The organism is Acidovorax delafieldii 2AN (assembly GCF_000175235.1).
Taxonomy (GTDB): domain Bacteria; phylum Pseudomonadota; class Gammaproteobacteria; order Burkholderiales; family Burkholderiaceae_C; genus Acidovorax; species Acidovorax delafieldii_B.
The window spans coordinates 1-11,977 of sequence record NZ_ACQT01000114.1 but is presented as its reverse complement, the minus strand read 5'-3'; the positions used below and the strand labels follow the sequence as shown (position 1 = coordinate 11,977).

General features: G+C 64.9%; 15 protein-coding genes. All 15 read right to left on the bottom strand.

Annotated elements, in window-relative coordinates; all coding sequences use genetic code 11:
* The coding region (locus ACDELDRAFT_RS13900; protein WP_005797770.1) for a DUF2859 domain-containing protein at nucleotides 1-222 on the bottom strand (222 nt) is incomplete at its 3' end.
* Entirely contained in the window at nucleotides 219-809 is a 591-nt protein-coding gene (locus ACDELDRAFT_RS13895) for a transglycosylase SLT domain-containing protein (RefSeq protein ID WP_005797768.1), read from the bottom strand. The genes ACDELDRAFT_RS13895 and ACDELDRAFT_RS13900, both read right to left, overlap by 4 nt.
* Complete coding sequence (locus ACDELDRAFT_RS13890; RefSeq protein ID WP_005797766.1) at nucleotides 791-1,528, bottom strand: TIGR03759 family integrating conjugative element protein; 738 nt, start codon at nucleotides 1,526-1,528, stop codon at nucleotides 791-793. Before ACDELDRAFT_RS13890 ends, ACDELDRAFT_RS13895 begins: the two co-directional genes overlap by 19 nt.
* Before the next feature lie 14 nt (nucleotides 1,529-1,542).
* A complete protein-coding gene (locus ACDELDRAFT_RS13885; protein WP_005797765.1) occupies nucleotides 1,543-2,181 on the bottom strand; it encodes a hypothetical protein in 639 nt (212 codons plus the stop codon).
* A complete protein-coding gene (gene pilL2, locus ACDELDRAFT_RS13880; protein ID WP_005797762.1) occupies nucleotides 2,178-2,759 on the bottom strand; it encodes a PFGI-1 class ICE element type IV pilus protein PilL2 in 582 nt (193 codons plus the stop codon). Before pilL2 ends, ACDELDRAFT_RS13885 begins: the two co-directional genes overlap by 4 nt.
* 149 nt (nucleotides 2,760-2,908) lie before the next feature.
* Nucleotides 2,909-3,859, bottom strand: a complete 951-nt coding sequence (gene dmeF / locus ACDELDRAFT_RS13875; protein ID WP_005797761.1) for a CDF family Co(II)/Ni(II) efflux transporter DmeF — start codon at nucleotides 3,857-3,859, stop codon at nucleotides 2,909-2,911.
* A gap of 45 nt (nucleotides 3,860-3,904) precedes the next feature.
* Complete coding sequence (locus ACDELDRAFT_RS13870) at nucleotides 3,905-4,177, bottom strand: metal/formaldehyde-sensitive transcriptional repressor (protein ID WP_005797759.1); 273 nt, start codon at nucleotides 4,175-4,177, stop codon at nucleotides 3,905-3,907.
* A 164-nt stretch (nucleotides 4,178-4,341) separates the two neighbouring features.
* Nucleotides 4,342-6,621 (bottom strand): helicase-related protein, encoded by a 2,280-nt coding sequence (locus ACDELDRAFT_RS13865; protein WP_005797757.1) that lies wholly within the window; start codon nucleotides 6,619-6,621, stop codon nucleotides 4,342-4,344.
* A 135-nt stretch (nucleotides 6,622-6,756) separates the two neighbouring features.
* On the bottom strand, nucleotides 6,757-7,062 hold the full coding sequence (locus ACDELDRAFT_RS13860; protein WP_005797755.1) for a hypothetical protein: 306 nt from the start codon (nucleotides 7,060-7,062) through the stop codon (nucleotides 6,757-6,759).
* 88 nt (nucleotides 7,063-7,150) lie between these two features.
* The gene (locus ACDELDRAFT_RS13855) at nucleotides 7,151-7,471 is read right to left on the bottom strand and encodes a hypothetical protein (RefSeq protein WP_005797753.1); all 321 of its coding nucleotides are present in this window, start codon (nucleotides 7,469-7,471) and stop codon (nucleotides 7,151-7,153) included.
* Between the two features lie 51 nt (nucleotides 7,472-7,522).
* Nucleotides 7,523-8,656 (bottom strand): DUF6094 domain-containing protein, encoded by a 1,134-nt coding sequence (locus tag ACDELDRAFT_RS13850; protein WP_269763833.1) that lies wholly within the window; start codon nucleotides 8,654-8,656, stop codon nucleotides 7,523-7,525.
* 40 nt (nucleotides 8,657-8,696) lie between these two features.
* Nucleotides 8,697-9,347 carry a hypothetical protein gene (locus ACDELDRAFT_RS13845; RefSeq protein WP_005797750.1) on the bottom strand — a complete coding sequence of 217 codons (651 nt, stop codon included), beginning with the start codon at nucleotides 9,345-9,347 and terminating at the stop codon, nucleotides 8,697-8,699.
* 117 nt (nucleotides 9,348-9,464) lie between these two features.
* A complete protein-coding gene (locus tag ACDELDRAFT_RS13840) occupies nucleotides 9,465-9,806 on the bottom strand; it encodes a hypothetical protein (protein ID WP_005797748.1) in 342 nt (113 codons plus the stop codon).
* Nucleotides 9,807-9,936: 130 nt separating this feature from the next.
* A complete protein-coding gene (locus tag ACDELDRAFT_RS13835) occupies nucleotides 9,937-10,626 on the bottom strand; it encodes a DUF3275 family protein (RefSeq protein WP_005797746.1) in 690 nt (229 codons plus the stop codon).
* Nucleotides 10,627-10,683: 57 nt separating this feature from the next.
* Nucleotides 10,684-11,601: a DUF3577 domain-containing protein gene (locus ACDELDRAFT_RS13830; protein WP_005797744.1), complete on the bottom strand. Its 918-nt coding sequence runs from the start codon at nucleotides 11,599-11,601 to the stop codon at nucleotides 10,684-10,686.
* Nucleotides 11,602-11,977 lie beyond the last annotated feature (376 nt).

The window sequence follows — 11,977 nt, the reverse complement described above, 5'->3', positions numbered from 1 at the left end:
GTCTGCCGGCGTGGCCGGGATCTGAGGCGTCGGGATGGGCGGCCGGGCCGGAGCGTTGGCGCGCGGCTGGAGGTTCAGGGCTTCGTAGTACGGCAGCGCCGACGTGCCGCCACGGTCTTCGACCACGATCAGCGGCTCGCCGGCACGCGAGGTCAGCGGCATACTCGCCAGCAGCACAAGCAGGCCCTGTGCCGCGAGATGGGGCAGATGGGATTTCGTCATGGTGAGGTCTCCTGGCGCGCGGCGAGGACCGCCGGGGTTGGGCGCGTGCCTTGCACGCGCGCGAGGTGGCGCGACACGCTGCGTCGATAGCGGGCGGCGGGCTCGCCTCCCGCGGGGCGGTGGTAACGGCCGATTGCCACCAACCAATCCTCCCCGGGACTGTGCTGCTCTTTCAGGATCTCGGCGGCGATGGCGAGGTTGCGGTACGGGTCGAGCAGGTCGCACGCGGTGCTGTAGCGCTGCTGGTGGTAGCCGAGGTTGATCTGGCCCAGGCCCGCGTCGATGCGCGTGTGCGGCGTGGAGCGCATCGCCTGCTGCAAACCAGCACAGGCGTCGGATCGGGTCGCGTAGCGGCGAGACTGGCCGGCGACGTTGAGGGACCACGGCCACGGGACGATTCGCCCGTTGCGCCGGATGCCGCTCTCTTGCAGGGCTACGGCGTAGAGCACCGTCGAGGGAATGCCCGCGTGCTGGGCGGCAAGCTGATAGGCCGGTGGTGGAATTTCCTGAGCCTGGGCGGCGCAGACGCAGAGGCCAACTGCGAGCACCAGTGCGCACCACGGCGCCGTCAGGGTTGGCGTTGCCATTGGCCGTTCACCTCGCGCACGACCGCAGGCAAATCGCCGGGCAGGCCCAGCGACAGCCAGCGGCCGCCGTCATGGTTGAGTGTGATGCTGCCGCTGCGCACCCGTGCCGGGTCGATCTGTGCGCGCTTGGCCCAGTCGCGGATGCGCGCATCGTCCTGGCGGCTGCCGACCATGTACAGGTCGAACTCGGCCCCCGAGGATTGCAGGCGCTGCACGAGCTGTCCGCAGACTGCGCAGCCGTCCTTGACGAATACCGCCGTGCGGCCGCTGCCGCGCATTGGACTGGCGCTTGTGCCGGCGCTGGGCTCGTTGTCAGGCAGGTTCACCCGCTGCATGTCGGGGTTCAGGCGCTGCCAGGCCTCGTCGTAGGCGCGCTGGTACGCAAGCAGTTTCTCCACGCGGCTCGCTTCGATTTGCACCTGCAGCTCTGCGTAGCGCCGCCGCTCCTCGTCGGTGCGGGCCTCGATACCCAGGGCGGACAGCGGGTCCAGGTTGGGTGAGTAGATCCCCAGCGGCCCGTCCATCAGTTCGCGGTAGCGTGCCCACTCCTGCGGTTGCAGGCCCCAGTCGCTTGCCACCTTGTCGTCGAGGATACGGGCGACCAGTGGGCGCTCCTGGCTCTGCGCATTGCGGGCCGGGGCGGTGACGGGCTGCTGCGCCCAGGCAGACAATTGGGCGGATGCCAGCAGGAGCGCGGAAACGATGATGGACGGCTTCATGTGGTGTGCTCCGATCAAGGAATCGCCACGCGACGGGTCTGGTCGCCGGCCTGGAACACGGCGGTGTTTCCCTCGACGGTCTGCAAGCGCCACGGGCCGAGCGCATCACCTGGCAGCAGTACCTGAAGCTGGTCGGGCGTGAAGTCCCCGCTGCTCGGCGCGACGGACACACTGCGCTGGCCAGCACGCAATTCGGTGCCGACGACGCGGAACGGCAGCGGCGGCGGTTCAGGCTTGGCGGCGGCCTTATTCGTTGCGCGTGGCTGGGCGGGTGCGGCGCGTGCGGCGGTTTGGCGCGTTTTGATCTGCTCAACTTCTGCGCGTAACGCCTGAAGGTCGTCGGCAGCGGCATAGCCGCTCAGCGATTTCTCAACCTGGGCTGCGCGTGCCTCCAGGATTTGGCGGGTGTCCTTGAGGTCCGCCGCCGTGGCGACGGCCGGACGCTGCTGGATGGCCTCGATGGTCTCGGCCAAGCCGGTCGCCTGCGCTTCGAGGCGTTGCAGGCGAGAATCGAGGCGTTCCTGGTCAGTCTGGTCGTTCATCGCCTGGTAGCCGAGGGCCACGAGGACACTGAGGCCAAGCAGCCACAGCCACATCAGGCTCTGCACCACCACGGCGGCGGTTGAGCGCTGGGCGGATTGCGGAGCGTTCATGGCTGGCCTCCCGAAACCGAAGGCTCCAGCGGGAACGTCTGCACCGCCTCGACGGCGGATGGCTCGGATGCGGGTTCGATGGCCACGCTGTCGCCGGGCCGCTCGAAGCAAATCTGCCGTGCGCGATCATCCGCGTGCAGTTCCCAGGCCGGGCCAGCCAGCGTGAGCAGCGCATCGCGCAAGGTCATGGGGCCGAGGTGCAGGTGCGCCGCCGGCAGCGGCAGCGCGTACAGCTCGATCACCACATGCGCCGTCTGGCACAGGCCGTAACCGCTGCGCTTGAGCACATGCCGCAGCCCATCGCCGACGGTGGCGCGCGCATCCTCGGGCATGGACACGTCGATGGTCTGCAACAGCAGGTCGCGCTGAGCCACCGTGGGTGCCAGCTCGACCAGCGTGTAGCGGCCGTAGCGCACGACCGGAATGAACTCGGGTGCCTCGGGGTCGGGAGCCGCCGAGACTTCCTCGATGGCATCGGGCGCGAGCGGCGTCGTGGTGGTCGCGCAGCCGCTGACCAGGCCTGCTGAGGCCAGCAGGCCGGCGCCAATCAGACGCCGGGATACGTGGATTGCGGACATGGCATCGGCTCTTCTGTTGCGATGCCGATACCTTGGCTGCGCGCCGCAGCGTGGTCAGCCAGGAATGCGAACTGGGGCTATCCGCTTTCCTTACGTTAGGGATCGAAGCGCGGCAGCGAAGACCGGCTCAACCCCAAGTCTTGCTCACTCTACCCGCGCTGCACTTCGACGGTGACGTGCGCCAGCTCGTGAATATGTGCAAGCAGCGCCTTGTAGTGCGTAGGCTCCTGGGGTTCATGAGCCATCAACGAGACGATCGCCGCGAAATGACCGGGGCCGACCTGCCATACATGAAGATCCGTGACCTGACTCCCCGTCGGTTCGATCGCCTCTCGTATTTCCTGCCGCACTTCCTGTCCCTCGGCAGCAGCATCGAGCAACACGCTGGCAGTGTCCCGAATCAGTCCCCACGACCATCGTGAAATCACCAGTGCGCCGACCACACCCATGATGGGATCTGCCCACGTCCAGCCATAGCTGCGTCCCAGCAGCAGCGCGACGATGGCCAAGACGGACGTCAGGGCATCGGCTACCACATGCAGGTAGGCCGCACGCAGATTGTTGTCACGGGCCTTACCCGGTTCATGATGTTCGTGATGATGATGATCGTGACCATGGTGGTGATGACCGTGATGAGAATGGTCATCCCTCAGAAGCCAGGCGCAGACCAGATTGACGATCAGACCTACGATTGCGACCGCAATCGCCTGCTCGAAGTCGATACGGATCGGTTGGGTCAGGCGAACCAGACTCTCCCACCCGATCAGCAACGCAATCAGGGCCAGAACAATCGCACTGGCAAAACCGGCCAGATCGCCGAATTTGCCCGTGCCGAAGGTAAAGCGCGGATTACTCGCGTGTCGGCGCGCGAAACGATAGGCCAACGCGGCAATCAGCATCGCGCCGGCATGGGTGGACATATGCCAGCCATCGGCGACCAGTGCCATCGAGCCATAAACGGTTCCGGCAATGATCTCCACCAGCATCATGCTGGCGGTCAGCACGATCACCAACCACACCTTGCGCTCATTGCGCTGGTGGTCGCTTCCGAGGAAGGAATGGTTGTGGCCCGGGGTCGGCGGGCTAAAGGTAGAGGTCATCGGCAAATTCCTGTTGTTGGGTGAGTCCGCCCACAGGCGGTCTGCTCATTTCATGTAGGCCCGGATGACCTCGATCATTTCCTCGCCGCCCTCGTGTCGTTCCTTGTCTGTCGCAGCCTCAAGGACGTGCTCACGCAAGTGGTCTTCCATCACCTCGGCTGTCAATCCGCTGAGCGCACCTCGCACGGACGCGAGCTGGCGCAGCACCTCGACACAGGCCGCCTCGGCCTCCAATGCCCGTTCGATGCCTTCCAACTGTCCCTTGAGGCGGCGGACACGGGCGATCAGCTTGTCTTTCTGGCGAGTTGTATGGGACATGGCAGTACACAACCAAATATAGTATGGGGGACTATACTATATAGACAGCAACCAACCCCACTGATGCTGAAAAAATGTGCAGTCATGCCCACGAGATACGTGGACATGACTGCAAGGTGGGAAGAAACGAGAAAGCGCGGCGCTAGGCCGGCGATGGCGTCGGATCAGGCGGCGACCAGTTGCCGGGCCAGCGCCACTTCGACGGAATCACCGTCCTGGTTAAGCACATCCAGCCCGGATTCGGGTACATCTCCCGAGGTGGACTGCGAGACCATGATCTTCTTGGCCATCAGCTCCAAGCAGGTCATCTGCGAGGTGGCCGCGTAGCCGAGGTAGATCACGCGCACGGACAGCTTTTGCCCGATGCGCCAGGAGCGGCGTGCCGCCTGCTGGAGCGAGTACACGTTGTAGCCCGACTGCATGAACACGATCGTCGGAAACTCCAACAGGTCCAGTCCCGTCTTCACAAGCTCGGGGTTGGTGATGAGCACGTCGATGCCACGGTCCAGCTGCTCGGCGATCCAGTCCTCGCGGCGGCTGGCGTCCACGCTCGCGCGTAGCACCGCGACCTTGAAGCCTTCCTGCTCCAGCAGCACCTTCAGACGCGACGTGGTGTCGCGCGTGCCGGTATAGACCGTGTAGGCCAGGACCTTCCGGCCCTGCGCCTTCCCTTCCTTGCAGATCTCGATCAGCTCGCGCTCTTTCGGCGTCACCTCGAACTCGTTGAACTGAGCCGGGACGAACGCCAAGGTGTTGCGCGTGCGCGGATGCACCACGGTCTCCGACCGGAAGCAGCAGTCCGGCCAGGCCAGCAGCACGTTGAGCACCACACCCAGCAGCGTCGTGTCGCGTCGCGCCAGAGCCTGTTTCAGCTCTGCGGTCAGCCGACCTGCCAGATCGCGGTAGGCCGCGGCTTGCGCCGTGTCCATTGCGACTTCACGGAACTCTTCGTCATACGGCGGCAGGACGTTGCCGCCGATGTCTTTGAGCTTGAGGAAGATCGTGAACGGCAGGATGCAGCGCAGCACGCCCTTGGGGCCGAAGCCCGGGGCCTTGACCGTGCGCACCGATACCTTGGTGCCCTTGGCCGTCTTGTGCGCCGTGCCGGTACTCTCGGAATAGATGTCCTTCAGGACGCCGTGATCGCGCATGAACGCCATCGCGGCCGAGGTCATGCTGCCGCTCGTGGTCGGGCGGTAGCCGTCTTCGATCATTCGCCCAGGCAGGGCTCGGAACAGTAGATGAAAGAGATCATCACCGTATCCCCCCATGAGGGTTCCGGTCAGCAGCAAGGTCTTGCGAGCCTTCGCCGCCAGCACGCCCATCGCCTGCCCCTGGGCACTGCCACCGTTCTTGTACTCGTGCGCCTCGTCGGCGATGAGCAAGTCGAACGTGCCCTGTGGAAGATAGCGCTTCACAAACTCTGAGGGTTGGTATCCCCCTTCGCCGAAGCCAAACTCCATGTTCGCCATCGCACGTTCCATGCGCGTGGCCTGACGGTCGGAAAACACCAGCTCGCCGTTGCCGTCCATGAGGTTGATGAACTCATGGATGTTGTCGCCGAGCATCGACGCCAGGAAACCGTCGCCGAACTTCTGCATCAGCTTCTGCGCGGTGACTTCCCCGATGGTCGGGATGCGCTTCAAGGCTTTGAGCACGGCCGAGGATTGGTCGCTGCCGGACAGACTGCGCGGGCGGATCAGCGTCCACAGGGGCGCGGCGCAGTGGCTGCACTTCCTGCGGTACTCCTCGGCTTGGAGCGCGATCGGGTTGACCGGCTCGCCGTCAAGGTCGGTGATGACCGTGCCGCAGTCCGGGCACGCCGCCACGTTGCCGTGACGGGTACGCTGCTGGGTGAAAACGGGCTTCCAGTGGAAGCCCATCCGCATCCGCACGCGGCCCAGGACAAAGAACTCCTGACCCGTGGGCTGGACATTCAACTGCTCGCGCAGTTTGATGAGCTTGACGAGCGTGTCCGGCCCGTTGAGCACCCACACCTTGGCGCCCGTCACGGTCTCCTGGATCTCGCGCCGCCACTTGTAAACAAGGTGCGGCGGAGAAAGAACCAGGGTGCGGCGGTAGCCTTCGGCGTTGAGCACGGCGGCCGTGGCGATGCCCACGGTCGTCTTGCCGCAGCCCATCTCGCCATTGACGATCGCGGCGCGTTCGCCACGGTCGATCAGCAACTCGGCGGCGGCGTGGACGACTTCGGCCTGGGCCGGGAACAGCTTGCGCTTGAGGCTGGCGACGACGAGTTGTCGGTGTGCCTGCGGCTGGCCGTTATAGACCGGCGGGTTGGCGCTGTTGAGGGCGTCGAGCAGTTCGTCGCCGAACTCGCCGACGAAATCCTGAAGGCTCAGGGTCAGAGGGGAGGACTCCGCATCGAGCAGTTCGCCCTGTACGGGCGCGGCTTCAGCGGCGGTGGTTTCGAGATCGAGGGACATGGTGATGCTCCAATAAAAAATGGGGCATGCACCACCCCCAGCGGGGCAATGGCATGCCCCGTAGTGGGAAGGAAATCGGCGCTTGGCCGAGGTGGTCGAAGTTGCCGGCCGTGGCGGCCTGCTGGTGAATCGTGCTCAGTCTTCGGACGGCAGCACGATGACGGTGGCGCTGCGCTGCGCATCGGTGACGATGCGGATGGCCAGCCCCGGATGGATCACGTAGCTGGATTCCAGCGATGCACCTGATTGCAGTGCAGTGCTGTTGGCCTGCCATTGCTGGCTGTTGACGTCGCCCCAGTCGCCACGGGTGTGGCGCCTGAAGTACGGGATCGGGTCGAGACGACCCGTGCGGACCAGGCGGTCAATGCCTCTGCTGAAGATGAGTGCACCGATTGGGAACGCCAGCCTGTGGCAGTAGGTTTCAATGCGATGTGACGCCATGGGCTCCTCCTTGATGAGTCATTGAGCCACGACACCCCTGGCGGAGTGAAGTGGCTCCGGCAGGTGGATGAAGACGACGATGGTGCTGTCAGATCATGTCCCGTTCTTCGGGAAGCTGGATCACCGTGGTCCGGTGGTCCTCGCTGGTTTTCACGATCAACACCAGTTCGGGCGTGATCCTGAAGTGGGAGATCACCGGATCGTCCCCGCGGATTGCGACATCGTTGGCTTGGCGGGTGGCCTCGTCGGTCTCGCCCCAGTCACCGCGCACATGGCGCTGGACATAGGCCAAGGGATCGATCAGGCCTTTGCGGGCCAGCCAATGCACCTTCTCGCTCAACTGCAACGTACCTGGTGCGAACAACGGGTGCTTCTGCGGCGCGGGCCGCTTGAACAGGCTTGAGAACATGGGTGTTTCTCCTTCGATGTGGTACAGCAGGACGGCAGCGCGTCCGGTGGATTAACGGATGGTCAGGACCTCGCCCCGTGTAGCGGAGCCGGGCGTCATGTCCCACGCGCGGATGACGGGCACGAACTTGTCGGTGAGGATGCGGGTCTCGGCGATGGAGCCGTCTTCGCGTTCGGTGAATTCCCGTTGGAGCGTTTTGTCCTTGTGGGTGTCACCTTTGACGACGAGCACGCGCCCGGTCTTGGAGCGCACAACACCCGAGATCGCGCCCGCGGCCAGAGCCAGGGCGAGATGCCAGTGGGACAAAGCACGCGCCGGCGGACGCAGCGATTGCTGCGCGGCTCCCAGGTGCGTGTCCTGCGACGGCCAGAGGCCTTGGAGCCGACCAACCTCATCGGCGAACTGCTCCGGCTCCATCGTCACGCGGAAGAAATGCTCCGGCTCGGCCGGACTGGCGGGGACGATGTACGGCAGGAACGGCCATTCGCTTGGCAGCTCATCGGCTTCGACTTCGCCAAGCCCGACCTGCAGCAGCAGATTGCGCACGGCCTTGAGACCGTCGGGTGCCAGCTCGCGCTGACGCACCCGGCGGCCGAAGATCACCACCTGCCGGAATTGCTTGTCGACCGCTTGGTAGATGCGCAGATCGGCATAGTGGCGCGTCAGCCAGCCGACCAGCTCCGAGTCGAGCACGTAGCTAGGGACGATGAAGACCAGGATGCCGCCGTACTGCAACAGCGACAGGGTGCGCTGGTAAAAGAGCTTTTCGAGGCGAGCGCGGCCCTGGCCCTGGTAGCCGATGTTGCCGTTGACGTCCTTGGACAGGTCGCCATACGGTGGGTTGAGCCAGAGCAGCCCGAACGACTGCTTGGAGATCATCGTGTCCATCAGGTCCGCGTGCAGGCAGTGATCGACCAGGCCGCGGGCATGGCGTGCCCGCTCTGCGTCGAACTCGACGGCGAACGCCTTGGCCTGCTCGCGCCCGAGGGCATGGGCTGCTTCGGCGATCGCCACGCCTTCACCGGCGCAGGGATCGAGGATGCACATCGGCCCATCGCTGGGCATCAGTGCGTTGAGGGCTCTTTCGAGCGTGGGTTCGTCGGTCGGGTAATACCCGTTCTTGGCGAAATTGCGGGCGAGCCGCGGGAACATGAGGGCCATGGAAGTCTCCTGGTTGGCGGGGATGAAGGGCGAAAGCACGCCTTGGCGTGCTCTCGCGGGTGGGTCAAGCCGCTACCGCTTCCGGCGTCCAAATCTTGGCCGGATAGGGATAGGCGGTGAGCACGTCACTGCGGATCAGGGAGCCCAGCGCCAGGGTCAGCGCCGGCACGTCGATGGCGAGCCGATGGCCTTCCAGTGGCCCGAGGGCGAACGGAAGACGGGCCAGCATCTCGCGGGTTTGCAGCAGTTCCAGCACGGTTTCGCGCCAGTGGTCGAGCAGCGGCAATGGGCAGGTGTCCCGTACCAGCATCCACAGGCGGTCAAGCCGGTGGGCGCTGCCCTTGGGCAGCAATGCCAGTGCGCTGGCGTTGGCCTTGTCGGGCCTGACGCAGCGGCGGTCGAACAACCACACGTTGGACAGCGAACCGAACAGCGTTCGCCGGTAGGCGCGCGTCATGCGCTTTTCCAGGCGATCGACGTTGCCGATGAAGACCGGGACGCTGCCGCCCTGGTCGGTGATGACGTGGAACTGGTCCAGTCCCTGCTCGTCGCGCCCGAGGGTCAGGCGAGCGAGGAACTGCTGGACGGCGGTGTCCCGCGCCCAGATCGACAGGAAGATCAGGTTGCCCTGGTCATCGCCGACGCAAGCGTCGGCCATCACGTCCAGGCATTCATCGATGCGATACAGCGTGGTGGAAGAGGTGGTTGCAGCCATGGTGGAGTCCTCGATGAAGTGAGGGGCACCACCGCCCGCGGGGGCAGCGAGTGCCCCAGAAGGAGAAGGAATGCGCACGACGTGGGGAGAACTCCCTTGTCGTGCGAGCAAAGGCCGTCAGGGCCAGACTTCGGTGAAAGAGCCGTCGGCCCCATGCTTGACGACGCGGTTGCCGACGTTCTGGGCGTAGTCCTGCTGGACTTCACTGAACATGCTTTCAGGCACGTCGATGCCGAAATGACGCAGAACTTCACGGTAGTAATCCAGGCCGTGGCCGAACGGGTCGTCCTCGTGCCAATTGCTGTACAGGAAATCCTCGCACTCGACTTTCATGGCGCTGTCGATCAACTCGGCAGGCTTGTGGATGACCAGGAAGAAGTAGCGCATCGGCCGGTCCCAGCCGAGAGCGACAGTGATGGGAAATCCCTTGTGAAGAGTCTCGAAGTGGTGCTGGCTCATGGTGATGTCCTTGGATGAGCTGAAGCAGCACTGCCCGTAGGGGCGAGTGCCGCCCCAGGGGGTGGAAGAAAGATACTCAAGCCGTCAGTACTGCGGCGGTTGACGAGCACCGCGAATGCGGCATGTGCAATCACGCAGGTTGCAGTTCGGCCTGGCGGCTCCACTCCTGCGTCTTGAAGTCCAGCGCATAGCCCATTTCAGCCAGACGGGCAATCTGCGCGCGCAGGGTGCGACGGTCGATGGTCGAATCCAGTTTCACGGACTCGCCCAGCGGCCACAGCAGCCCGAACAGTGCGGCGTCGCCATCCTCGGTACTGCCGGGAGCAGTCGCCGCAGCGGGCGTCAGCGCATCCACGCCGAAAGGCGTGGTATCGACGAGCGGGTCCGCGGACGCCTGCACGGGTGCGGGCGTGGCGGATCTGGGTGCCTTGGCGGGCTTGGCCGGCGTTGCTGCAGGCTGCGCCCCCAGTTCTTCATCGAGCGGATCGACCTCCTGGCTGGCGAAGCTGCGAGCTTCGTCACGACTCAGTTTGTCGATGCCATTGAGCGTCATCCCGTCGAGATTGGCACGGACTTCAAACCGCGCGCCGCCTGCGACCGGGTAGGACTTCGCGAAGATGTAGCGGATGACGAACTCCCCTTCGTACTTGCCTTCGGGGTACTGCTCCAGCTCCGCGTCTTTGACGGCGAACTCGCCGATGGGGGTGGTCAGCCGACCGACCGTGAACGGGCCGTTCTTGCCGCGGATGGTCCGCAACGTGAGCTGGCCGGGGACGACGATGGGCAGGACTGATCTCGTGGGTGCCGATGTGGCTGCCATGATGGTTCTCCTTGGGGAATAGGAAAAAGGCAAGGCCCCGTGAGGGGCCATGCCGAATCAGAACGAAGCAGCCAATGCCGGCTCCTGCTCCTCGACTTCACCTGCGGGCTCGCGCTCGGCGGGCTCGACAGGCTGGTCGGCAGCGGTGTCGGCGGCAACCTCGGCTTCGGGCGCGGGTGCGTCCTCGGCTTGCGGCGCCTCGGCTTGCGCCTGGCTCGTCGGATAGACCTGGGTGCCGTCGATCTTGATGAGACCGATGTGGACCAGCGTCGATTCCAGGCTCGCTCCCGGTTCCCCGGCGCGCTCGCCCTTGGTGCGGATGTACGGATCGATCTTCATGTCGTTCAGACGGAACGCGATCAGCACCTTGCGGTCCCCTTCGATGGCCTGCACGCACCGGCGAACCAGGTGCTCGGCTTCAGGGGTGGTGACGATGGTGTCGAAGTACCGATATTCCGGCTCATCGACAGGTCCGCACAGCGCGGCGATGGTGCACGACAGGAAGGGATCGCCATCTTTGGGGGTGACGTCCTTCACACGGCTGAGGTAGCCGATGCCTCGGGTGATCAGTTCGTACTGCTTGATCGAAGCCAGTTCGGCCCGGTCGAGCGGCTCGGCCTTGAGCAGTCGCGCCTTGAGGGATGCGGCGGCCTGGCCCTTGTGCTCACCCTTGTCGCGGATGTACGCATCACCCCACAGATCGCCGAGGCGGAAACGCACCAGGGGCCGCTGCTTGGGATCGTCAACGCCGATGTATTGCTGGACCAGCTTCTTGGCCTCGGCACCCGAGACCTTGACGTCGAAGTAGCGGTAGCTGGGGTCCTTGGCGGAACCGACCAGCGCGGCGATGGTGCATGCCAGGAAGGGCTGCGCACGGCGGCCGCCCCGGACGGGCACTTCACGGGCACGCTGGATGTAGCCGATGCCCGAGGTGTGGAGGTCGAAGTACGATTTCTCGTTGGACGTGGTGTTCATGGTGAATCTCCATTGGGATGAAGCGGAGACACACCGGCCCCACGCATGCGGGGAAAGGTGCGTAACCCCGCGGTGGGTTGATAAGGCGAAAGCATCCGCCACCAGAGACTGGTGGCCGCTCGCGGACGGATGCGGTGCGAGCTGGCTCGGTCCGTAGTAGGAACTACGCCGCAACCTCGAAGACCGATGGTTGCCTGGCATGTCGCTGACAACGTCAGCAGGCATGGGGTCAGCATGGCCGGGCCTCGCGCGCGCGACAGCAATCAATCGGCATCCGGGCCTTTCCCTTTGTCCGCGCCTGGTGCCTGCCACAGGCACTTGGGGCCGCGCAGGTGCTCGGGGGTGTCGGCGCGGGGACGGCTGGGGCGGTCCCAGG

What these genes read in the sequence shown, in the direction of transcription:
- ACDELDRAFT_RS13885 (WP_005797765.1), bottom strand. Translation starts at nt 2,181, where the DNA reads ATGAACGCTCCGCAATCCGCCCAGCGCTCAACCGCCGCCGTGGTGGTG.
- ACDELDRAFT_RS13860 (WP_005797755.1), bottom strand. Translation starts at nt 7,062, where the DNA reads ATGGCGTCACATCGCATTGAAACCTACTGCCACAGGCTGGCGTTCCCA.
- ACDELDRAFT_RS13890 (WP_005797766.1), bottom strand. Translation starts at nt 1,528, where the DNA reads ATGAAGCCGTCCATCATCGTTTCCGCGCTCCTGCTGGCATCCGCCCAA.
- ACDELDRAFT_RS13855 (WP_005797753.1), bottom strand. Translation starts at nt 7,471, where the DNA reads ATGTTCTCAAGCCTGTTCAAGCGGCCCGCGCCGCAGAAGCACCCGTTG.
- ACDELDRAFT_RS13865 (WP_005797757.1), bottom strand. Translation starts at nt 6,621, where the DNA reads ATGTCCCTCGATCTCGAAACCACCGCCGCTGAAGCCGCGCCCGTACAG.
- ACDELDRAFT_RS13835 (WP_005797746.1), bottom strand. Translation starts at nt 10,626, where the DNA reads ATGGCAGCCACATCGGCACCCACGAGATCAGTCCTGCCCATCGTCGTC.
- ACDELDRAFT_RS13870 (WP_005797759.1), bottom strand. Translation starts at nt 4,177, where the DNA reads ATGTCCCATACAACTCGCCAGAAAGACAAGCTGATCGCCCGTGTCCGC.
- ACDELDRAFT_RS13845 (WP_005797750.1), bottom strand. Translation starts at nt 9,347, where the DNA reads ATGGCTGCAACCACCTCTTCCACCACGCTGTATCGCATCGATGAATGC.
- ACDELDRAFT_RS13895 (WP_005797768.1), bottom strand. Translation starts at nt 809, where the DNA reads ATGGCAACGCCAACCCTGACGGCGCCGTGGTGCGCACTGGTGCTCGCA.
- ACDELDRAFT_RS13840 (WP_005797748.1), bottom strand. Translation starts at nt 9,806, where the DNA reads ATGAGCCAGCACCACTTCGAGACTCTTCACAAGGGATTTCCCATCACT.
- dmeF (WP_005797761.1), bottom strand. Translation starts at nt 3,859, where the DNA reads ATGACCTCTACCTTTAGCCCGCCGACCCCGGGCCACAACCATTCCTTC.
- pilL2 (WP_005797762.1), bottom strand. Translation starts at nt 2,759, where the DNA reads ATGTCCGCAATCCACGTATCCCGGCGTCTGATTGGCGCCGGCCTGCTG.
- ACDELDRAFT_RS13830 (WP_005797744.1), bottom strand. Translation starts at nt 11,601, where the DNA reads ATGAACACCACGTCCAACGAGAAATCGTACTTCGACCTCCACACCTCG.